The following is a 22,844-nucleotide window of genomic DNA, read 5'->3' on the forward strand; positions in this document are numbered from 1 at the left end:
GAAAGAGGTTTTAGGTGTTAATTTCTAGGTCACTAATATAATCGTTATATTCATAAAAAAAACGTTCGAAAGCATCCATTTTTTCATAAAAAAAATCGAAAATTTCTTCCCAAGTAGCTTTGTTGTATAAACTGATACCCGTTTTTTCTACCCAAATTCTGCTGTTGCAATGTCCGGTGTCTAAATAAAAGTTTCGTTCAAAAATGGCGTCATCCATATAATCTTCGAGCAAAATGCTTTTAAGAGATTCTATTTTTTCGAAATAAATTTTTCTTTTTTCATCATCTCGGCTTTCAATGTCAATTAAAACTTGTGCTTTTTTATTGTCAATATAAAACTTGAACGAGAAATCTTTGATTTTGGTATCATACAAAAGCCATTTTCTAGGGTAGGTTTCGGCAAATGCAGTCCAGAACTCTTTTTTTATTTTTTGAGCCTCTTCTTTACTAAACATATTTCTGTGAATAAAACTTTGTTAAAACTATTTTTTGAGGTATATTTATAGTTGGTTTGCTTATAAATTATCCAATGGATTTTACCGAATTTTTAAAATATATTCCAAAAATAGAAAAAGAAAAGTTACTTTCTGTAGAAGCGCATATGAAAATGGCGCCTCTAGAGCGAGTATCGTCTTTGTCGAGCAAAGATTATTTGGATAAAAACCCTAGAAGAGCGGCAGTTATGATGCTTATGTATCCTAAAAATAATAAAGTACATTTGGCTTTAATTGTTCGTAATTCGTATCCGGGTATCCATGCTTCCCAAATTGCATTTCCGGGAGGTAAAGTCGAGCCAACAGATATCAATCTTGAATTTACAGCACTTCGCGAAACTCATGAGGAAATAGGAATACTACCCGATATTATTAAAGTGATTAAACCTTTTAGTGAATTGTATATTCCGCCGAGTAATTTTTTAGTTTCTCCTTTTCTAGGCATAATACACGAAGAAATCACATTTACACCCAATCCGCATGAAGTAAAAAGGGTTTTAGAGTTATCGTTACAGGATTTACTAGACGATGCAATAATAACAAAAGTTGTAATGTCAACTTCTTACGCCGATAATATTAGTGTTCCAGTGTTTAACGTAGATAAATACGTGGTTTGGGGCGCCACTGCTATGATGATGAGTGAACTGAAAGAAACTATACGAAAAGTACTGTGAATTGATTGAATTGTTTAAATTTGCACCTCATTTTTTGAATATAAACTGTTAATAATATGGGATTGTTTAAAAGAAATCCTTTTGGTCATATACTTTTTATAAAAACCTGGTTAATTCGGATTTTTGGTGCTTTAACACATCGTCGTTATCGCGGATTCAATCAGCTTCATATCGATGGTTCCGAAATAATTCGTGAATTACCAGATAGAAATGTATTGTTTATTTCAAATCATCAAACCTATTTTGCCGATGTGGTTGCAATGTTTCACGTTTTTAATGCAAGTTTAAAAGGACGCGAAGACAATATCAAAAACATTGGTTATTTGTGGAATCCAAAGCTTAATATTTACTACGTAGCCGCGAAAGAAACCATGCAATCGGGACTTTTGCCAAGAGTTTTATCGTATGTTGGAGCGATAACGGTTGAGAGAACTTGGCGTTCCGGTGGTAAAGATGTAGCCGAACACGAACGAAAGGAAGTTAATTTTAATGATACAGAGAATATTAAAATTGCTCTAGCTGATGGTTGGGTTATTACTTTTCCGCAAGGAACTACAAAGTCGTTTAAGCCTGTTCGAAAAGGAACTGCTCATATTATCAAACAACATAAGCCTATTGTAGTTCCCATTGTTATTGATGGTTTCCGTCGTTCTTTTGATAGAAAAGGATTGCGATTGAAGAAAAAAGGAATTTTGCAATCGTTTATCGTAAAAGAGCCACTTCAAATAGATTATGATAACGAGAGTATTGAAGAAATCGTTGAAAAAATTGAATATGCCATAGAACAACATCCTTCATTTTTAAAAGTAATTCCACAAGAAGAAATTGAAGAAATGCAAGAGTTGGACAGACAGCGTCAATGGAACTATTAGTATAAAAAAAGCGACCTGTAAGGTCGCTTTTTTTCATAAGTCTATTTTTTTTAATTCGTTGTAATTTGCATTCAGGCGTTTTAACAAATATCCATAGATAAGGCGGTAGAACAGCCAGAAAAGAATTAGAAAAACTGCTAGAAAAGCAAAAGTAATTCCAACTAAGAAAATCCAGAATACCACATTTTGCTCTTTTCCAGAAACTTGATGCGCAATCTGACTGAATCGATTGTCGTATTTAAAAGTAGCAATCATAACTACAATAAATGTCAATGCCATCATGCCTAAGTTATACCAAATATAGTATTTAACGGTTTTTCTGGTTTTTAAAATGTTTTTCATTAATGCTTTCACGTTGTCAGTTGCATTAATCTGTTTAAAGTTTTTGTAAAATAAAAAGATAAAACCAACAACAACGCAATAGTTAAAAATGGTAAAGCACTTCATTAAAGTATCGATATGATATGATTCTAGGGTTTTAATGTAATTTTCATCGGCCGTAAAAAAACTTATGGCGCTCCATAACAATATTTCTATGATACTAATGATAAAAATCCATTTTACAATCGATGACGATTTTTTATGCAACATGGCATAAATTTCCTGTTCCGAAATTTTCGGAAACTGACTGTCGCTTTTTTTCCAGTCTCTTTTTAATAAATCTAACTCGTCCATATTTCCTGCTCCTTACGGATTTACTATTCGTTTTAATTTTCCCTTAATCCGGTTCATTTTTACTCGGGCATTTACTTCGCTAATTCCTAGTGTTTCGGCAATTTCTGTATAATCTTTATCTTCTAAATACATAAAAACCAGCGCTTTTTCAATATCGTTCAACTGATGAACCGCTTTGTATAATAGTTTGATTTGTTCTTCCTCTTCGTAATTGTATTCGTCGTGACTAAATTTGTGTATTTTGTTGTCAAATTCGATAGTGTTAATCGATTTTGTTTTCTTTCGATACAGCGTAATTGCAGTGTTTAAGGCAACCCGATACGCCCAGGTAGTAAATTTAGAATCACCACGAAATTGTGGAAATGCTTTCCAAAGCTGAATCGTAATTTCTTGAAACAAATCTTTATGCGAATCCTCATCAGAAGTATATATCCGGCAAATTTTGTGGATAATATTCTGATGTTCTTGCAATTGAGAAACAAACGACTGTTCTAAATTCGAATTCATATGCCATTAGTGTTAAAACTTCAGATAATGTTACAAAGTACTGCTTTTATTTTTGAAGCCCAACGTTAGACATTTTTTACAGATTGTTCCCGCTGTGCGCTCTACATGGTGCCGCTACCATCGGGGCTAGATTCCAACGGAAGTGAAGAGAGAAATAAAGGGAAAAGAGAAAAGAAATTAGAAATATGAAAAGAAGTGTTTAATACTATTGTCAGTTAAAACTTCTTGCTTTTTCCTTTTCCTTTCCACTTTTTTGTAACTTAGCTACTCAGTAATCCAGTTACTCAAAAAAATGAATATCCCCAGATCTAATTTTCCTCGCATCGTTATCATAGGTGGTGGTTTTGCAGGAATCACTTTGGCTAAAAAACTTAGAAATAAAAGTGCTCAAGTTGTACTTCTCGACAAGCATAATTATCATACTTTTCAACCTTTATTGTACCAAGTGGCAACTGGTGGACTAGAAGCCGGCTCTATTGCTTATCCCATCCGAAAAGTGGTTCAGGACTACGATAATTTTTATTTCCGATTGGCTAACGTCAAAGAAATTGATACCGCTTCCAAAAAAATAATAGCCGATATAGGCGAGTTGAATTACGATTATTTGGTAATTGCAACGGGTTCTAAAACGAATTATTTTGGGAATAAAGAAATTGAGAGCAATAGCATGGCGATGAAAACCATTCCGCAATCTCTAAATATTCGCAGTTTAATTCTGGAAAACTTTGAGCAAGCTACATTAACCAACGATATTGCCGAACGCGATGCATTAATGAATTTTGTGATTGTTGGTGGTGGTCCAACAGGAGTGGAACTGGCTGGTGCTTTAGCCGAAATGAAAAAAGCCATTTTACCCAAAGATTATCCGGATTTAGATATTCGTAAAATGGGTATTCATTTGGTGCAAGGAAGTGATCGCCTTCTTGATGCCATGTCAACAAAATCCTCAGAAAGTGCCGAAACGTTTTTACAAAGTTTAGGGGTGAGTATATGGAAAAAAGTACGTGTAACAAACTACGATGGTCGAATAGTGACTACCAATTCCGATTTAACATTTGAAACCGCTACTGTAATTTGGGCTGCCGGGGTAAAAGGAGCTGTGGTTTCGGGTTTAAATAAAGACGCTGTGATTGAACGTGCCGATCGAATTAAGGTGAATGAATTCAATCAGGTAGAGGGTTATGATACTATTTTTGCTATTGGAGACATTGCTTCCATGATGTCGGATAAATTTCCACAAGGTCATCCTATGATGGCGCAACCGGCTATCCAACAAGGGGATTTACTTGCAGAAAACATTATTCGGAAAATTCAAAATAAGGAAATGAAGTCCTTTGTATATAATGATAAAGGTTCAATGGCTACAATTGGTAGAAATAAAGCTGTAGTCGATTTGCCGAAATGGCATTTTCATGGCGTTTTTGCTTGGTTCGTATGGATGTTTGTGCATTTGTTTTCGTTAATAGGTTTTAAAAACAAAGCTGTGGTATTAATGAATTGGGTATATAATTATATTAAGTTCGATAGAGAAGGTCGCCTTATTATCCGTCCATATAAAAAGAAAAATTTTTACAGTTTTACTTCCGATGAGATATAAGTGATTCGTTAAAAGGGAAAAGACAAAGAGGTATGTTTAGAAGTTGACTTCCCTTTTCTCTTTTCTCTTTTCTCTTTTTCCTATTTTTTTATTACAACTCTTTTCCTTTATAATAATTCACCATCAAGTCCACAAACTTGCTGTAGCTTTCCAAGCCATCTTTTTGCTGGTTTAGTTTAAGGAATTTATCGTAAAAAGCATGAAAAATAACATCGATAAACGATTGATGGTTTTGCCAAAAGTCTTGTGTTTCTTGAAAGTCTTTTAAAATTCCGGGATGTATTTTAGTAATCAGATTTTTAGTTGATCCTTCTTCAAAATTTTCCAAATTGCCTAAACAGTAGCGAAGTGCATACGAGTATCCACAATATTTAAAACGAAGGTCATCATTACTAATTGTTGCTAAATAGCCAACAAAATTCGCTTCGCTTTCAGAACCAATACCAATTTGATGAGACATTTCATGTGCAGTTGTTACAACAAAATTATGCTTCGGAACCAAATTGTTTACTTGTGCTTCATTCGTAAAAGGGTTAAGATATCCACCAAATCCCATGTATGTTAACGGATAGCTTAATAGCGATGGCTTAACCGATTGATTAGTGTACACTAAATATGGGAAAGTGTTCTTTAAATTAGTATAACCACTATATGTTTTTTCGAAAATTTCTTCTTCTGAATAGGGAATCACTACTTTAATAGAATCATTTTCAACCAACTGCAAATGAATTCTGTTTGTTTTCAGGATGAGCTGTTCGGTAAAAGCAAGTAAATCGGCTTGCGAATATTCTTTTTCAATATTTAGTTTCTGATGCATAGGAACGCGTAAGTAGTTCAGCGCCCAAAACAAATTGAAAATGAAATAAAATAGGGATAAAAAATTAGCAATAGATAATAGATTGGTCTTCCATTCTGTTTTCCACGTTTTTCTTTTTTTCCACAGCCATCGCAATAAATATATGATTACAACGAAATAGAGAATATCACCAACCGAAAATGGAATTTTACCCAAAAGTAGTCTAGATGCCTTCGCTAAAATAGGATAAAATCCGTTGCTATAATACCGTTCAATTGTTTCAGGAAACAAAGCAAGAATTTTTAATCCAATTAACTGAACAATTAAAAATAAGGGTAAAATTAGTTTTCGACTCATCAATGAAATTTTGTTAAAGATAAAAAGGTTTATTCAATACGTGTATGAAAGACTTGTTGTAAATTTGTAAGTAGTTGATACACTTAAAATTGCGGTTATGAAAAAGTTGGATATGTGCAAAAAAGTAATATTATTTTGCGATGGAAGCAAATGTGGAAAAGACAATAAGCACAACAGAAAAGTGTTTCGAGGCCTTATTAAACAAACGGAAATGAAAGGCGAGGTAGAATTGATAAAAATTCATTGTACCGATAATTGTAAATGTGCACCAATTGTAGGCTTTCAGCCGGATAATGTTTGGTTTGGCGAAGTAAGCGAAAAGAAAATCCCTATGCTTTTCGAAGAATTTGTAGCCCATCAAAAACTACTAAATCACGATTAATTTCTTTACCGATTTACGTATCATAGTGGCAAAACTTCGTAACTTTGGCCAACTTGAAAACACAATAAAATATAAAATGAGTCAGGAAGTAAGAAATTTAGAGCCAAAAGCGCTTTGGAATAAATTCGCCGACTTGAATGCTGTACCACGTCCTTCAAAAAAAGAAGAACGTGTTATTGCTTTCATGATGGAGTTTGGTCAGAAATTAGGCCTTGAAACTATAAAAGATGAAGTAGGGAATGTAATTATTAAAAAACCAGCTTCAGCAGGAATGGAAAATCGTAAAACCATCGTAATGCAATCGCATTTGGATATGGTACACCAAAAAAATAACGATACCAACTTCGATTTTGATACACAAGGAATTGAAATGTATGTAGATGGAGATTGGGTTCGCGCTAAAGGAACAACTTTAGGTGCTGATAATGGTCTTGGAGTAGCTACCATCATGGCTATTTTGGAAAGCAAAGATATCAAACATCCAGCTATTGAAGCATTATTTACCATTGATGAAGAAACGGGAATGACCGGTGCAATGGGCTTAAAAGGTGGATTGTTAGATGGTGAAATTCTTTTGAATCTAGATACAGAAGAAGACGATGAAATCGATATCGGTTGTGCCGGTGGCGTTGATGTAACTGCTATTCGTTCCTATACTGAAGAAGAAACTCCTGAAGGTTCAGTTGGCTATACCATTACCGTAAAAGGATTAAATGGTGGTCATTCGGGTATGGATATCGATAAAGGTTTAGGTAATGCCAATAAAATAATGAACCGTTTGTTGTTTGATGGTTTTGAAAATTTTGGTTTGCAGATTGCAGAAATCAACGGAGGAAGTTTACGTAATGCGATTCCGCGCGAGAGCGTTGCCAAAGTAATTATTGCTGAAATGTACGATGAAGCTTTTGTATTTGATATGCAGGAAGTGATCAACGATATTAAATTTGAATACAAAACCACAGAAAAAAATCTGACTATTGAAATAGTAAAATCCGATTTGCCTTCAAAAGTGATGGATTTAGGCGTTCAAGAAGGTTTGCTTCGTGCTATATATACAGCGCATAATGGGGTTTACCGTATGAGTGCCGATATGGAAAATTTAGTAGAAACGTCAAATAATATTGCTCGTGTAGTTGTAAAAGACGGAGAAATCTCTATCCAGAATTTAACGCGCTCATCAGTTGAATCTTCAAAATTCGATTTAGCAAATGCTTTGCGTTCTGCTTTTGAATTGTTTGGGTGCGAAGTAACCTTTGCAGGTTCTTATCCAGGTTGGACACCAAATGTAAGTTCGCCGATTTTAGATGTACTTACTTCAATCTACGAAAAACAAAACGGTTCAAAACCACATGTGGTTGCTTGTCACGCCGGTTTAGAATGTGGAATTTTAGGAACAAATTACCCAGATATGGATATGATTTCCTTCGGACCAACCATTAAAGGCGCGCACAGTCCAGATGAAAGAGCTTCAATTTCTTCGGCTCAGAAATACTGGAAATTTGTAATGGAGATTTTGGAGAATATTCCAATGAAAAACTAGTATTCAGTACTGGTTTTAAGATAAATAAAAAAGGCTTTTCATAATTGAAAAGCCTTTTTTATAAATTACTAAGAAACTATTTTCTCTTCATTGGAAAAATTTCTTTGCTTTCTTTTCCATCTTTCATTCCTGAAATTTCAGCAACTAGACTATCAGCCGAAATTTTAGTATAGGTTATTTTTTGAGGAAAATCATGCTTCATATTTTCGAAAACCATTTGATTGTCTGAAATACTGGTCGCTATAAAAGAAACCATTTTTCCTTCATTTTGATTCGAAACTTTAGTGTTGTAGAACAAACTGTCGTGAACTTGAGCAATTTCGATTCTCTCGGTAAATAAGGTGTCGATTTCTTTCGTGAAAAAAGTAGAACCACTTAAGGTACTGTCGTTTTTCAGACTCCAAATTTCAGTTAAATTACCCTCTTTGGTCCAATTTCTCCATTCTCCTATAAGCCAATTCGCTTTTTCTACTTCCGAAAATTCTTTAGTTTCGATTTCTTTTGGATCGCCATACTGTGCAGAACTTTCATTTTTTTGCTGACACGAAAACAACGTTGCAGCCACTAAACACAAGGTAATTTTTTTCATTTTCAATATCAAATTTAACTGGATAAAGGTAATTAAATAGTTCGCAATTTTGCAAAAAACGAAGCCTGCTTTTTTAAGTGTTTAAAACAGAATTTTTTCGTAATTTTGCACTTCCAAAATAGGAGGAAAAACTATGTTAGAAAGATTGCAATATGTGAAGCAGCGTTTCGATGAGATTTCGGACTTAATCATCCAGCCGGATGTAATCGCCGATCAGAAACGTTATGTTCAGTTAAATAAAGAATACAAAGATTTGAAAGCCTTAGTTGAAAAACGTGAGGAATATATCAATCTTGATGGAAATATTAAAGAAGCCAAAGAAATTTTAGCAGATGGTTCGGATGCTGAAATGGTTGAAATGGCTAAAATGCAATTGGAGGAAGCTCAAGAGCGTTTACCACAATTGGAAGAGGAAATCAAATTCATGTTGATTCCTAAAGATCCTGAAGATGCTAAAAACGTAATGGTAGAGATTCGTGCCGGAACTGGTGGTGACGAAGCGTCTATTTTTGCTGGAGATTTATTCCGTATGTACACCAAATATTGCGAAGGTAAAGGATGGAGAACATCGGTGGTAGATATGAATGAAGGTACAGCCGGAGGTTTTAAAGAGATAATTTTTGAAGTAACTGGTGAAGACGTTTACGGAACGTTGAAGTTTGAAGCGGGTGTTCACCGTGTACAACGTGTTCCGCAAACCGAAACGCAAGGTCGTGTGCATACCTCGGCAGCAACAGTTATGGTACTTCCGGAAGCAGAAGAATTTGATGTTCAAATTGATATGAATGATGTACGTATCGACTTGTTCTGTTCGTCAGGTCCTGGTGGTCAGTCGGTTAATACAACTAAGTCGGCTGTACGTATGACGCATATCCCAACAGGATTGGTGGCGCAATGTCAAGATGAAAAATCGCAACATAAAAATAAAGATAAAGCACTTCAGGTTTTACGTTCTCGTTTGTACGAAATGGAATTAGCAAAAAAACAAGAAGAAGATGCTAAAAAGCGTAATTCACAGGTAAGTTCGGGAGACCGTTCTGCTAAAATCCGTACCTACAATTATCCGCAAGGACGTGTAACAGATCACCGTATTGGTTTGACATTATACGATTTGGATGGTGTAATGAATGGAAATATCCAAAAGGTAATTGACGAATTACAATTGGTAGCTAATACAGAAAAATTAAAAGAATCGGAAGTATTCTAAAACAAAAGCCTCATATATTGAGGCTTTTTTTATTTTTATCCGAAAACAATAACTTTGTTATCTATACAAATACCATGACAACACAACAACTAACCGAACAAATTCAAACAAAGAAATCTTTTTTATGTATTGGTCTAGATGTCGATTTAGCCAAAATTCCTCAGCATTTATTGGAAACTGAAGATCCTATTTTTGAATTCAATAAAGCAATTATAGATGCTACAAACGATTTATGTGTTTCGTATAAACCTAATACGGCTTTCTATGAAGCTTATGGAATTAAAGGTTGGCAATCGCTGGAGAAAACTATTCAATATATTAATACTCATTATCCCAATATTTTTACCATAGCCGATGCTAAACGTGGCGATATTGGAAACACATCTTCAATGTATGCCAAAGCTTTTTTTGAAGACTTAAATTTTGATTCGGTAACAGTTGCACCTTATATGGGAAAAGATTCGGTTGAACCTTTTTTAGCGTTTGATAATAAACATACTATTATGTTGGCATTAACGTCTAATGATGGGGCTTTCGATTTTCAAACCAAAGATGTGCAAGGTAAGGAATTGTACAAAGTGGTTCTGGAAACGTCTAAAACATGGAAGAATTCTGAAAACCTAATGTATGTGGTTGGCGCAACAAAAGCGGAATATTTTACCGAAATTAGAAAAATTGTGCCAGATAGTTTTCTTTTAGTTCCTGGTGTTGGTGCTCAAGGTGGAAGTTTGCAAGAAGTCTGTAAGTATGGGATGAATGCTAATGTTGGCTTGCTAATTAATTCTTCACGCGGAATCATCTATGCTTCTAATGGACTTGATTTTGCTGATAAGGCAAGATCTGAAGCGCAAAAATTACAAATGGAAATGCAAAAAATTCTTGCTTAAGTAAGAAGAAATATTGAACTTTCAAGAAAAAATATGGCTCAAAATAAAACAGTAGAAACTAATGAAAGCGTTTCAGATTTCATTCATAATTTAATTGATGAAACTAAAAAGGATGATAGTTTTAAAATTATTGAGATTATAGAAGCGCAAACTGGGTTTAAAGCTAAAATGTGGGGAAGTAGTATTGTGGGTTTTGGAAGTTATCACTACAAATACGATAGCGGAAGAGAAGGTGATGCGCCGTTAATTGGTTTCTCGCCCCGAAAAGATTCTTTTTCGTTATACATTGCCAATTTTGATGGGCGAGATGCTATTCTTGAAAACTTCGGTAAATATAAAACGGCTAAAGCTTGTGTATACGTTAAGAAACTGTCCGATATTAATGTTGAGGTTTTAAAAGAATTGATAACGCATTCGGTAAATTATATACAAGAAAAGTATTCGTAATCCAATTTATATGAAAAGTACATTACTTCTTCGAGTAGCAGCAGCTATAATTTTGTTGATGCATGGCGTTCCCGGAATGTTCGATAATGGAATAAACGATTTTGGGAAATTGTATCTCGATACGGTTGGATTTGCTCCTTTCGGACTCGTTATTGCTTGGTTAATTAAAATATCTCATTTAATTGCGGCGATTTTGTTGCTTTTCAATAAAATGATAAAACCTGCCTGTATTGTGACAATTTTCATTTTAGTTGTCGGAATTTTCATGGTTCATTTACCAGACGGTTGGTATGTTGTTGGTGGTGGAAGAAACGGTGTCGAGTTTAACTTTTTACTCATAGCTGTCTTGTTGACTATAATGTTCCCTAACGGAATACGTTTAAATAAGGAAAAATAAAATTGAAAACATATACAGATCAAATTGGGAACATTCACACGTTTGAATCTACTCCTAAAAGAATTGTTTCGTTGGTTCCATCTCAAACCGAATTGTTATACGATTTGGGTTTAGAAGAATCTATCGTAGGCATTACAAAGTTTTGTGTTCATCCGTTTCATTTTAAATCGGTTAAACAAATTGTTGGGGGAACAAAGCAGATTAAAATTGATAAAATTAAAGCGCTACAACCCGATATTATCATTGCAAATAAAGAAGAAAATACACTCGAAATAGTAGAATCTTTACAGGATATATGTCCGGTTTGGGTAACAAATATTGTTACAATTGAAGATAATATTAAGATGATTCAGGATTTCGGGCAGTTGTTTGATAAAAGAACCAACGCTCAGAAATGGGTTGATAAAATAGAATTTGCGTATACTGATTTCCAAAATTTCATTCAGCATAAAGAACCTAAAAAGGTAGCTTATTTTATTTGGGCCAATCCCTATATGGTAGCGGGAGGAGATACTTTTATCAATGAATTACTGAAGTTAAATAAGTTTGAAAACATATACGATAATCATCCCAAGTACGAAGGAAGATACCCTGAAATTGTGATTCAAAAGATGAGAATTCAAGGAGATCCGGAATATGTTTTTTTGTCGTCTGAACCATTTCCATTTAAGGACGAACATGCATTCGAATTAGGAAGACATACACATCATGCTGTTACGGTTTTCGTAGATGGTGAAATGTTTTCGTGGTACGGAAGTAGGCTGGTAAAGGCTTTTGAGTATTTTAAACAGCTTCATTCTCGACTGGGATAAATAAAAAAATCCACGCCCTAAAGCGTGGAATTCTTTTTAACTAACCCTAACCAAATGAGAAACTATTTATTACACTACAAAGTTCCGACATTTTTCAATAGGGTAATGTTAATAAATTGTTATTTGTATCTTGTTGAATACTAAAATTTTAACATTATTTGCTGTCTTGTAAAGCAAAAACTTTTCGTAGTAAGTCTGTGGTTCTTGAGGCTAAATTTGTACGTATATCTTTTTCTTCAACAGCAATCATTTTGAAAACACCGTCCATTGCTTTGTTGGTAGTATAGTCTGTTAAATCAGGATTCACTTTTTTAACCAATGGGATACTGTTGTACTTGGTAATAATTTGCGTCCAAACTTTATCTGCACCAACTTTAGCATACGAATTTTTAATTACAGGACTAAATTTGGTGTATAACGCAGATGAGGTACTGGTTTGTAAATAATTTGTTGCCGAATGATCATCGCCCATTAAAATGTTTTTTGCATCTGTAAACGACATTCCTTTTACTGCATCAACAAATATTGGAGTAGCTTCCTTAACCGCATCTTCTGCAGCACGGTTCATCATTTTTAAACCTTCATCAGCTAATTTACTCATACCAATATCACGAAGGGTTTTATCTACTTTTTGTAATTCTTCCGGTAAAAGAATTTTCACCATTTCATTCTTGTAAAAACCATCAACATTGGTAAGTTTTACAACTTGTTTTTCTATTCCTTTATTAAGTGCTTCTTTAAGTCCAGAAGCAATTTCGGTTTGTGATAAAATTCCTGTTTGGGGTAGTTGTTGCATCACTTGTTGCATTTCGGCACATCCCGTAAAAGAGATACAGGCAAATAGTAAAATTAATTTCTTCATGATAAATTGTTTAGATAAGTCAAATATAACAAACTTAATGCCAATTTTATTGGAATAGGTTTTGACTATAAAAAAATAAAAACAATCAATTTGACTTATAAGTTTTGTCTTTCAAAAATGAGTAACTTTAACATATGATTATTCTAATATAATTTATTGGTTTACAATGTTATAATGATAATTCTTTTAATATAATCTCAACACTATGGAAAACAACACAAACACCAATGGTAAATGTCCTTTTTCTGGTGCTGCTCAAAATCATAATGCTGGCAGTAACGGTACTAAAAATAAAGACTGGTGGCCCAATCAGTTGAAATTAAATGTTTTGCGTCAGAACTCGTCACTTTCTAATCCGATGGGAGAATCTTTTAATTATGCTGAAGAATTCAAAAGCTTAGATTTAAAAGCTTTAAAACAAGATTTGACGGCATTAATGACGGATTCTCAAGCGTGGTGGCCAGCCGATTTTGGTCATTATGGTCCATTCTTTATCCGTATGGCATGGCATAGTGCCGGTACATATCGTACAGGTGATGGTCGAGGTGGCGGCGGAACAGGACAACAGCGTTTTGCACCTTTAAACAGTTGGCCTGATAATGCTAATTTGGATAAGGCCCGTCGATTACTATGGCCTATTAAACAAAAATACGGACGTAAGATTTCTTGGGCCGATTTGATGATTCTTGCAGGAAATGTTGCATTAGAGTCGATGGGGTTTAAAACTTTTGGATTTGGTGGAGGTAGAGAAGATGTTTGGGAGCCGGAAGAAGATGTGTACTGGGGGAATGAAACAAAATGGTTGGACGACAAGCGATATTCTGGAGATAGAGATTTGGAAAATCCTTTGGCAGCTGTACAAATGGGACTTATTTATGTGAATCCGGAAGGTCCTAATGGTAATCCTGATCCTATAGCAGCGGCAAAAGACATCCGGGAAACATTTGCCCGAATGGCTATGAATGATGAAGAAACGGTGGCGTTAATTGCCGGAGGGCATACTTTTGGTAAAGCACATGGAGCTGGTGATACAGCTTTGGTCGGACCAGAACCGGAAGCTGCAGAAATGGAATTGCAAGGTTTAGGATGGCATAGTAAATTCGGAACAGGAAAAGGAAAAGATGCAATTACTGGAGGGCCGGAAGTAACATGGACGCAAACACCTACAAAATGGAGTAATTATTTTTTTGATAATTTATTTAATAATGAATGGGAGTTAACTAAAAGTCCGGCTGGTGCCAAGCAATGGGTGGCAAAAAATAGCACGAGTTCAATACCTGATGCATTTGATTCTTCTAAAAAGCATTTGCCAACAATGTTAACCACAGATCTTTCTTTGCGATTTGATCCGGCTTATGAAAAAATTTCAAGACGTTTTTACGAAAATCCAGATCAATTTGCCGATGCTTTTGCAAGAGCTTGGTTTAAATTAACCCATCGTGATATGGGACCAATTAGCCGTTATTTAGGCAGTGAAGTGCCACAAGAAGAGTTAATCTGGCAAGATCCAATTCCTTCTGTAAATCATGAATTAATTAATGATGCCGATATTACTTCTTTAAAAACTAAAATAGTAAACTCTGGGCTTACCGTTTCCCAATTGGTGGCTACAGCATGGGCTTCTGCATCCACTTTTAGGGGGTCTGATAAACGTGGCGGTGCTAATGGTGCACGCATTCGTTTTGCTCCACAGCGTTATTGGGAAGCTAATAATCCGATTCAGTTAGCAAAAGTGTTAGAGGTATTGGAAACCGTACAAAACGATTTTAATGCACAATCGAATACTAAAAAAGTTTCATTGGCCGATTTAATTGTTTTAGCTGGATGTGCAGGTGTAGAAAAAGCTATTGAGAAAGCAGGACATACTATTAAAGTTCCTTTTGCTCCCGGTCGTATGGATGCAACCTTAGAACAAACCGATATTGAATCTTTTGGTGTTTTAGAACCTGTTGCCGATGGGTTTAGAAACTATTTGAAAACAAAATTTACGGTTTCTACTGAAGAATTATTACTGGATAAAGCCCAATTGTTAACGCTAACTGCTCCAGAAATGACAGTTCTGGTTGGTGGATTAAGGGTTTTGGGTGCGAATTATGATAACTCGAAACTTGGTGTTTTTACTGATAGAGTAGAATCTTTAACGAACGATTTTTTTGTTAATTTACTGGATATGGATACTGTTTGGAGTGCCGTTGATGAGCATAAAGAACTATTCGAAGGAAAATCGAGAGAAAACGGAACGTTAAAATGGACCGGTACTAGAGCAGATTTGGTCTTTGGTTCTAATTCTGAACTTAGAGCAATTGCTGAGGTTTATGCCAGTGCAGATGCACGAAATAAATTTGTGGCCGATTTTGTAATGGCTTGGGATAAGGTTATGAATTTGGATCGTTTTGATTTGAAATAAGGAAAGTTTTTTTGATTTTTTAAGAGCCCTTTTTAAGGGCTTTTTTCTTGGTTTTAACTTTTGTAAAATGCTAGAAATCGTTACCTTGCAACCTCAAATTTATTATCCAAAATGGAACAAGTACTCCCATATCAACCGAAAAATAAAGTTAGAATTGTTACAGCCGCTTCACTGTTTGATGGACACGATGCAGCAATCAATATTATGCGTCGAATTATTCAGGCTACTGGAGTTGAAGTTATTCACTTAGGGCATGATAGAAGTGTTGAAGAAGTTGTAAATACAGCAATTCAAGAAGATGCAAATGCTATTGCTATGACTTCGTATCAAGGAGGTCATAACGAATATTTTAAGTATATGCATGACTTGCTAAAAGAAAAAGGAGCAGGTCATATTAAAATTTTTGGCGGTGGTGGAGGTGTAATTCTTCCTTCAGAAATTGAAGAGTTACATGCTTATGGTATTACTAAAATTTATTCTCCAGATGATGGTCGTGCTCTTGGTTTACAAGGCATGATTAACGATTTGGTGCAAAAGGCAGATTTTCCTGTTGGCGATGTGTTAAACGGAGAAGCTAGTCATTTGGAAGAAAAGAATCCAAGAGCTATTGCTCGGGTTATTTCAGCTGCAGAAAATTTTCCAGAAATAGCAAAAGAAACGTTAGATAAAATTCATACTGAAAACGAAACGTCTAAAATTCCAGTTCTTGGAATTACAGGAACGGGTGGTGCTGGTAAATCTTCTTTAGTTGATGAATTAGTGCGTCGTTTTTTAATTGATTTTCCAGAAAAAACAATCGGATTGCTCTCTGTTGACCCTTCAAAACGTAAAACAGGTGGTGCTTTATTAGGTGATAGAATTCGTATGAATGCTATTAATAATCCTCGTGTTTATATGCGTTCCTTAGCAACACGTCAGTCTAATTTAGCTTTATCAAAATATGTAGCTGAAGCAATTCAGGTTCTTAAAGCGGCTAAATACGATTTAATCATTTTAGAAACTTCGGGAATTGGTCAATCGGATACCGAAATTTTAGATCATTCAGATGTTTCTTTATATGTAATGACGCCAGAATTTGGTGCAGCAACGCAGTTGGAAAAAATCGATATGTTGGATTTTGCCGACTTGGTAGCCTTAAATAAATTCGATAAGCGTGGAGCTTTAGATGCTATTCGCGATGTAAAAAAACAATACCAACGTAACCATAATTTATGGGATGTTGATCCTGATAAAATGCCGGTTTTTGGTACCATCGCTTCACAATTCAACGATCCAGGAATGAACACGTTGTATAAGTCAATTATGGATAAAGTAGTGGAGAAAACGGATGCCGATTTAAAATCTACTTTCGAAATAACACGTGAGATGAGCGAGAAAATCTTTGTGATTCCACCTCATAGAACACGTTACTTATCTGAAATTGCCGAAAACAATAGAAAATATGATGAAACGGCTTTAACGCAAGTTGAAGTAGCTCAAAAATTATACGGAATTTTCAAAACAATTGAATCGGTTAACGGGAATTTACCTCAAATTGATAAAGCAGGAATTTTAGAAGGTTCTTTAAAATCAAATGATAGTAATAAAGATTTCTTAGGTTTATTGTTGAAAGAATTCGACCGAGTTAAAATGAATTTAGACCCATACAATTGGGAAATTCTATTAAACTGGGAAGAAAAAGTAAATAAATATAAAAATCCGGTTTACTCCTTTAAAGTACGTGATAAAGAAATTAAGATTCAAACACATACCGAATCCTTATCGCATACTCAAATTCCTAAAGTTGCCTTGCCTAAGTATCAAGCTTGGGGTGATATCCTGAAATGGAATCTACAAGAAAATGTTCCGGGAGAATTTCCATTTGCATCAGGATTGTATCCATTCAAGCGAGAAGGCGAAGATCCAACGCGTATGTTCGCTGGTGAAGGTGGACCCGAAAGAACAAATCGTCGTTTTCACTATGTGTCATTAGGTATGCCGGCAAAACGTTTGTCGACAGCCTTCGACTCGGTTACTTTGTATGGAAACGATCCAGATCATAGACCTGATATCTATGGTAAAATTGGAAATGCAGGGGTTTCTATTTGTTGTTTAGACGATGCTAAGAAATTATATTCAGGTTTCGATTTAAGTCATCCGGCAACTTCGGTTTCCATGACGATTAATGGTCCAGCGCCTATGTTGTTAGGATTCTTTATGAACGCAGCCATTGATCAAAACTGTGAAAAATACATTAAAGAAAATGGATTGGAAGCAGAAGTTGAGAAAAAGAAAAAGGAGCTTTACGACGATAAAGGTTTAGAAAGACCAAGATACAATGGTGAATTACCTGAAGGTAATGATGGTTTAGGATTGCTGTTGTTAGGATTGACAGGGGATCAAGTTTTGCCAGCAGATGTGTACCAAGATATTAAAGTAAAAACCTTGGCTCAAGTTCGAGGAACTGTACAGGCTGATATTTTAAAAGAAGATCAGGCGCAAAATACCTGTATTTTCTCTACGGAATTCGCTTTACGTTTAATGGGTGACGTCCAAGAGTATTTCATCAATAAGAATGTTCGTAATTTCTATTCGGTATCGATTTCTGGGTATCATATTGCTGAAGCAGGAGCAAATCCTATTACGCAGTTGGCCTTTACATTAGCTAACGGATTTACCTATGTTGAGTATTATTTAAGTAGAGGAATGAACATCAACGACTTTGGTCCGAATTTATCGTTCTTCTTCTCTAATGGTATTGATCCGGAATATGCGGTAATTGGTCGCGTGGCTCGTAAAATATGGGCAAAAGCTTTGAAGAACAAATACGGAGCAAACGAAAGAGCGCAAATGTTGAAATATCACATTCAAACTTCGGGACGTTCATTACATGCACAAGAGATTGATTTCAATGATATCCGTACAACATTACAAGCGTTATATGCAATTTACGACAACTGTAACTCGTTGCATACAAATGCATACGATGAAGCAATTACAACCCCAACGGAAGAGTCGGTACGTCGTGCGATGGCTATTCAGTTGATTATTAATAAAGAGTTAGGTTTAGCGAAAAACGAAAACCCAATTCAAGGATCATTTATTATTGAAGAATTGACAGATTTAGTGGAAGAAGCGGTTTTGGCTGAATTTGACAGAATTACAGAAAGAGGTGGTGTTCTTGGTGCTATGGAAACAATGTACCAACGTTCCAAAATCCAAGAAGAATCATTGTATTATGAAACTTTGAAGCACACGGGAGAGTTTCCAATTATTGGAGTAAACACGTTCTTGAGTTCTAAAGGTTCACCAACAGTAATTCCTGCTGAAGTAATTCGTGCTACAGAAGAAGAAAAATTATTCCAAATACATACTTTGGAAAATTTACATAAGGCAAAAGTTAAAGAAGTTGAAAATCAAATTGCGATTATTCAAGAAGCGGCTATTCAAAACCAAAATATTTTTGAAAAATTAATGGATGCCGCTAAAGTGTGTTCGCTAGGTCAAATAACGTCCGCTTTATTTGAAGTAGGGGGGCAATATCGACGAAATATGTAGTTTGTAAACAGATTAAAAAAGGCTTTCATTTGAGAGCCTTTTTTAATATTTATTTAAGATATCAACTTATAGAATTTAGTAACTTTGAGAAAGCATTTGTCATAAATACCACCTTGAAATGTTTTTTCGCCCCATAATGTTTATGTAATCATCAATTAAATATAAATATTATGAAAAAATTAGTTACAATTCGTAGAGGTAAGCTTTTAGGCTTAGTGATGGTATTAGGAATGGCTTTTTTTATTCCTTCATGTGATAATTCCGATGATCCAGCTGTTTCGGAAACGGCAAGAAAGCCGTACAAATGTGCTTCTTGTAGTTCTGTTCCCGAAGCCATTTCTTTTTTTGACAATAGCGCTAACGGAATTTACAAAGGTGTTTTCTCTCAAGGTACAATTAAGATTAATGTTTTTAACGACAGTGAGTCTATTAGTGGTGTGGTTTTTATGGACAATCAAGAAGTTGCTGTCAATGAATTGTCAACATCGTATGATAGATTGGGACTTAGAACAATCTTAAGAGGAGGTGTTGGTGAAAGTAAATTTTCTTTAACTTTTTCGGTTAATTATGATGGAACAAATCCAGTCGTGACTAATTTTTCATTTCCAGGGAGCGTGAATTCTGTTTGTACAGTTGTTAAGGAGAAATCTACATCTTTGTTAGAAGTGTTTGAAGGGGATTATTTTGTAAAATCAACTAATGCTTCAAATGGAGGAGTTGGATTAGGAGATAAGATTGATAATCCAGTTCCATCAACTACCGATGTTAGAAAAATTGGGTCTTTTAAAGTTCTTATGTCTAGAGGTGATATGGTTTGGGTATCTTCAGTAAGAATGAATTCTGGTGCATTAGCCATAGATCACGGATCAATTATAGATGGTAAGCTAGTTTCCGATGCTACACATCAAACAATAGGAGGTATACGTGATGATGAGTTGACAAACGGTGATAGAACAATAATACCAGGTCAGCTTACACAGTTATATGCAATTAGAACGAGATAATGTTTTTTTATTTTTTAAGTAAACACCCCTAAAAAAATAGGGGTGTTTTTTATTTTATTGTAAAATATTTATATTTTTGCATTGAAATAATAGGGTATAAATTTATAAAACACAACTATATGTCAGTATTTCGTTTTCATGCGCTTCAAAAAGCAACCGACAGAAAGCCGATTTCTGTGGAAGAATTGGATAGAAAATCAGCGATTTTCGGAAGTAATGTTTTTAACGACAAAGCAATGCGTCAATTTTTAACGCCTGAAGCATACAAGGCTGTTAGAAGCGCTATTGATCAAGGCGTTAAAATCGATCGTAAAATTGCCGATTATATTGCAATGGGAATGAAAGAATGGGCATTGTCAAAAGGAGTGACTCACTATACCCACTGGTTTCAGCCTTTAACAGGTACTACTGCTGAAAAACATGATGCTTTTTTTGAAACATCTATGGATGGTAGTGATCCAGTAGAAAAATTTGGAGGAAGTCAATTGGTACAACAAGAGCCCGATGCTTCATCATTTCCAAACGGAGGAATTAGAAATACATTCGAAGCTCGTGGTTATACTGCTTGGGATCCAACATCACCGGCGTTTATTTACGGAACAACGTTGTGTATCCCAACTGTTTTTGTTTCGTACACTGGAGAAGCGTTAGATAATAAAGCACCTTTATTAAGAGCGTTACATGCTATTGATACTTCGGCTTCAGAAGTGGCTAAGTATTTCGATAAAAACGTTAAAAAAGTAACACCAACATTGGGTTGGGAACAAGAATATTTTCTTATTGATGCTGCATTAGCGGCTTCAAGACCTGATATTTTAGCTACTGGAAGAACATTGCTTGGACATACTTCTGCTAAAGGTCAGCAATTAGAAGATCATTATTTCGGTTCAATTCCTACCCGTGTATTAAACTACATGCGCGATTTAGAAAACGAATGTATGTTATTGGGTATTCCGGTAAAAACTCGTCATAATGAAGTTGCACCAAATCAGTTTGAGCTTGCCCCTATATTTGAAGAGATTAATTTAGCGGTAGACCATAACTCGTTGTTAATGGATGTAATGCAAAAAGTTGCAGAACGTCATCACTTTAAAGTGTTGTTCCATGAAAAACCTTTCAAAGGAGTGAATGGTTCTGGAAAACACAATAACTGGTCGTTGGCTACAGATACCGGAATTAATTTATTAAGTCCTGGTAAAACACCAATGAGTAATTTACAATTTTTAACCTTCTTTATTAATACTATTAAAGCGGTTCATGATAATGAAGAGTTGTTGAGAGCATCTATAGCTTCGGCAAGTAATGACCATCGTTTGGGTGCAAACGAAGCGCCTCCAGCAATCATTTCAGTTTTTATCGGACAACAATTGAGTAAAGTTTTAGAAGAGTTAGAAGGAGTGTCTAAAGGAAAATTATCTCCTGAAGAAAAAACCGATTTAAAATTGAATGTTGTAGGTAAAATTCCAGATGTTTTATTGGATAACACCGATAGAAATAGAACATCTCCATTTGCTTTTACAGGTAATAAGTTTGAATTCAGAGCAGTTGGTTCTTCTGCAAACTGTGCCGTGTCAATGACTACGTTAAATACAATTGTAGCGAAACAATTGAAAGATTTCAAGATGGAAGTTGATGCTTTGATCGAGAAAAAAGACATGAAAAAAGATGATGCTATCTTTAATGTATTACGTGAGTATATCAAACAAACGAAAAAAATCATTTTTGAAGGTGACGGATATAGTGATGCATGGGAGAAAGAAGCTAAAAAACGTGGTTTGAGCAATCATAAAACAACTCCAAAAGCGTTGAAAGCCAAAGTTTCTAAAAAAGCAATGGATTTATTCAATGAAATGAATGTGATGAACCATGTAGAAATGGAAGCGCGTTACGAAATCGAATTGGAAGAATACGTGAAAAAAATCCAAATCGAAGGTCGTGTTCTTGGAGATATCGCTAGAAATCATGTTATTCCAACAGCTATTCGTTATCAAAACATGCTAATTGAAAACGTAAAAGGATTGAAGGAAATTTTCGGAAAAGATTTTGAAAAAATTGCAAAAGAGCAAATCGGATTGATTAAAGAAATCTCTGAACATATTGAAGGAATCAACACAAAAGTTGAGGCAATGACCGAAGAGCGTAGAAAAGCAAATAATTTAACATCAGTTGAAAAAATGGCTGATTCGTATTGCGAAAAAGTAAAACCGTTTTTTGAAGAAATCCGATACCATTCTGATAAATTGGAATTGTTGGTCGATGATGAAATTTGGACCTTAACTAAATACAGAGAATTATTGTTTACAAAATAATTTTTCAAGAGCCTTCTTTTTTAAGAAGGCTCTTTTTTTAAGCGCATTTCGTCTTGCTTTTTAGTTGTTTTGTAGAAAAGTGTAATTTATTGATAATGAATTTGTTGAAACCGTTTTTTTATCAAATATTTATGGTTTAACTTTGGAGTAATAAAATTAGCCACGTATTTTATTTCTTCCTAAAAACATTCAATCATACGATTGTATTCCCATTTAGAATAACTGTGAAATTGTATTGAATCTTCCTGATTATTATTTAATCGGTTGATTATCATATTGTTTAGTATAACTTTTTGTTGATAATTAAGTTATATAAAAATGGCTGTTGTAACTTCAGGGTAGTTTCAACAGCCATTAAACGAGCAAGGCGAAGCATTCCAAGTTGCTTTTCTTGTAAACCAATCAAATTAAACCCTTAGAAGGAGTGAGGTGATAAAATCACCTCACTTTTTTTGTGCCTATTCGAAAGAATCGTTACTTAGCAATTGCAAAT

At 34.9% G+C, this 22,844-nt stretch carries 20 protein-coding genes; 14 read left to right on the plus strand and 6 right to left on the minus strand.

What is annotated here, in order from left to right; translation table 11 throughout:
• Nucleotides 1-10: 10 nt before the first annotated feature.
• A complete protein-coding gene (locus ACZ1JT_RS09525; protein ID WP_465093588.1) occupies nt 11-454 on the minus strand; it encodes a DUF4268 domain-containing protein in 444 nt (147 codons plus the stop codon).
• 74 nt (nt 455-528) lie between these two features.
• Here ACZ1JT_RS09525 and ACZ1JT_RS09530 point away from each other — a divergent pair, with 74 nt between their 5' ends.
• Complete coding sequence (locus ACZ1JT_RS09530) at nt 529-1,167, plus strand: NUDIX hydrolase (protein ID WP_465093589.1); 639 nt, start codon at nt 529-531, stop codon at nt 1,165-1,167.
• Nucleotides 1,168-1,223: 56 nt separating this feature from the next.
• Nucleotides 1,224-2,039 carry a lysophospholipid acyltransferase family protein gene (locus ACZ1JT_RS09535; protein ID WP_465093590.1) on the plus strand — a complete coding sequence of 272 codons (816 nt, stop codon included), beginning with the start codon at nt 1,224-1,226 and terminating at the stop codon, nt 2,037-2,039.
• A gap of 33 nt (nt 2,040-2,072) precedes the next feature.
• On the opposite strand, the gene ACZ1JT_RS09540 is transcribed toward ACZ1JT_RS09535, so the two are convergent.
• Both ACZ1JT_RS09540 and ACZ1JT_RS09545 read right to left on the minus strand, forming a co-directional pair.
• Nucleotides 2,073-2,714, minus strand: a complete 642-nt coding sequence (locus ACZ1JT_RS09540; RefSeq protein ID WP_465093591.1) for a hypothetical protein — start codon at nt 2,712-2,714, stop codon at nt 2,073-2,075.
• Between the two features lie 12 nt (nt 2,715-2,726).
• A complete protein-coding gene (locus tag ACZ1JT_RS09545) occupies nt 2,727-3,221 on the minus strand; it encodes an RNA polymerase sigma factor (protein WP_465093592.1) in 495 nt (164 codons plus the stop codon).
• 292 nt (nt 3,222-3,513) lie between these two features.
• Between ACZ1JT_RS09545 and ACZ1JT_RS09550 the strand changes: the two genes are divergently transcribed.
• Nucleotides 3,514-4,818, plus strand: a complete 1,305-nt coding sequence (locus ACZ1JT_RS09550) for an NAD(P)/FAD-dependent oxidoreductase (RefSeq protein ID WP_465093593.1) — start codon at nt 3,514-3,516, stop codon at nt 4,816-4,818.
• Nucleotides 4,819-4,909: 91 nt separating this feature from the next.
• Here ACZ1JT_RS09550 and ACZ1JT_RS09555 read toward each other — a convergent pair whose 3' ends face one another.
• Nucleotides 4,910-5,971 carry a DUF3810 domain-containing protein gene (locus tag ACZ1JT_RS09555; protein WP_465093594.1) on the minus strand — a complete coding sequence of 354 codons (1,062 nt, stop codon included), beginning with the start codon at nt 5,969-5,971 and terminating at the stop codon, nt 4,910-4,912.
• Nucleotides 5,972-6,068: 97 nt separating this feature from the next.
• Here ACZ1JT_RS09555 and ACZ1JT_RS09560 point away from each other — a divergent pair, with 97 nt between their 5' ends.
• Both ACZ1JT_RS09560 and ACZ1JT_RS09565 read left to right on the plus strand, forming a co-directional pair.
• Entirely contained in the window at nt 6,069-6,353 is a 285-nt protein-coding gene (locus tag ACZ1JT_RS09560) for a hypothetical protein (RefSeq protein WP_465093595.1), read from the plus strand.
• 76 nt (nt 6,354-6,429) lie between these two features.
• Nucleotides 6,430-7,893 (plus strand): aminoacyl-histidine dipeptidase, encoded by a 1,464-nt coding sequence (locus ACZ1JT_RS09565; protein WP_465093596.1) that lies wholly within the window; start codon nt 6,430-6,432, stop codon nt 7,891-7,893.
• Between the two features lie 76 nt (nt 7,894-7,969).
• On the opposite strand, the gene ACZ1JT_RS09570 is transcribed toward ACZ1JT_RS09565, so the two are convergent.
• Nucleotides 7,970-8,482 carry a DUF6265 family protein gene (locus ACZ1JT_RS09570; protein ID WP_465093597.1) on the minus strand — a complete coding sequence of 171 codons (513 nt, stop codon included), beginning with the start codon at nt 8,480-8,482 and terminating at the stop codon, nt 7,970-7,972.
• Between the two features lie 133 nt (nt 8,483-8,615).
• Here ACZ1JT_RS09570 and prfA point away from each other — a divergent pair, with 133 nt between their 5' ends.
• The 5 genes from prfA to ACZ1JT_RS09595 all read left to right on the plus strand — a co-directional run bounded on the left by prfA (nt 8,616) and on the right by ACZ1JT_RS09595 (nt 12,232).
• Nucleotides 8,616-9,689 (plus strand): peptide chain release factor 1, encoded by a 1,074-nt coding sequence (gene prfA, locus ACZ1JT_RS09575; protein WP_465093598.1) that lies wholly within the window; start codon nt 8,616-8,618, stop codon nt 9,687-9,689.
• Between the two features lie 74 nt (nt 9,690-9,763).
• On the plus strand, nt 9,764-10,576 hold the full coding sequence (gene pyrF, locus ACZ1JT_RS09580) for an orotidine-5'-phosphate decarboxylase (protein ID WP_465093599.1): 813 nt from the start codon (nt 9,764-9,766) through the stop codon (nt 10,574-10,576).
• A gap of 33 nt (nt 10,577-10,609) precedes the next feature.
• On the plus strand, nt 10,610-11,023 hold the full coding sequence (locus ACZ1JT_RS09585; RefSeq protein WP_465093600.1) for a DUF1801 domain-containing protein: 414 nt from the start codon (nt 10,610-10,612) through the stop codon (nt 11,021-11,023).
• 10 nt (nt 11,024-11,033) lie between these two features.
• Nucleotides 11,034-11,420: a DoxX family protein gene (locus tag ACZ1JT_RS09590; RefSeq protein ID WP_465093601.1), complete on the plus strand. Its 387-nt coding sequence runs from the start codon at nt 11,034-11,036 to the stop codon at nt 11,418-11,420.
• 2 nt (nt 11,421-11,422) lie between these two features.
• Nucleotides 11,423-12,232 carry an ABC transporter substrate-binding protein gene (locus ACZ1JT_RS09595; RefSeq protein ID WP_465093602.1) on the plus strand — a complete coding sequence of 270 codons (810 nt, stop codon included), beginning with the start codon at nt 11,423-11,425 and terminating at the stop codon, nt 12,230-12,232.
• Nucleotides 12,233-12,386: 154 nt separating this feature from the next.
• On the opposite strand, the gene ACZ1JT_RS09600 is transcribed toward ACZ1JT_RS09595, so the two are convergent.
• The gene (locus ACZ1JT_RS09600; RefSeq protein WP_465093603.1) at nt 12,387-13,094 is read right to left on the minus strand and encodes a DUF4197 domain-containing protein; all 708 of its coding nucleotides are present in this window, start codon (nt 13,092-13,094) and stop codon (nt 12,387-12,389) included.
• 205 nt (nt 13,095-13,299) lie between these two features.
• Between ACZ1JT_RS09600 and katG the strand changes: the two genes are divergently transcribed.
• The 4 genes from katG to ACZ1JT_RS09620 all read left to right on the plus strand — a co-directional run bounded on the left by katG (nt 13,300) and on the right by ACZ1JT_RS09620 (nt 22,351).
• The gene (katG, locus tag ACZ1JT_RS09605) at nt 13,300-15,501 is read left to right on the plus strand and encodes a catalase/peroxidase HPI (RefSeq protein WP_465093604.1); all 2,202 of its coding nucleotides are present in this window, start codon (nt 13,300-13,302) and stop codon (nt 15,499-15,501) included.
• Nucleotides 15,502-15,612: 111 nt separating this feature from the next.
• The gene (locus ACZ1JT_RS09610) at nt 15,613-19,038 is read left to right on the plus strand and encodes a methylmalonyl-CoA mutase family protein (RefSeq protein ID WP_465093605.1); all 3,426 of its coding nucleotides are present in this window, start codon (nt 15,613-15,615) and stop codon (nt 19,036-19,038) included.
• Nucleotides 19,039-19,208: 170 nt separating this feature from the next.
• Nucleotides 19,209-20,042: a hypothetical protein gene (locus ACZ1JT_RS09615; RefSeq protein WP_465093606.1), complete on the plus strand. Its 834-nt coding sequence runs from the start codon at nt 19,209-19,211 to the stop codon at nt 20,040-20,042.
• Nucleotides 20,043-20,161: 119 nt separating this feature from the next.
• Nucleotides 20,162-22,351, plus strand: coding sequence for a glutamine synthetase III family protein (locus ACZ1JT_RS09620; RefSeq protein WP_465093607.1), 2,190 nt, complete (start codon nt 20,162-20,164; stop codon nt 22,349-22,351).
• The last annotated feature ends 493 nt before the right edge of the window (nt 22,352-22,844 follow it).

The sequence above is a fragment of the Flavobacterium sp. IC2-16 genome, assembly GCF_055521455.1.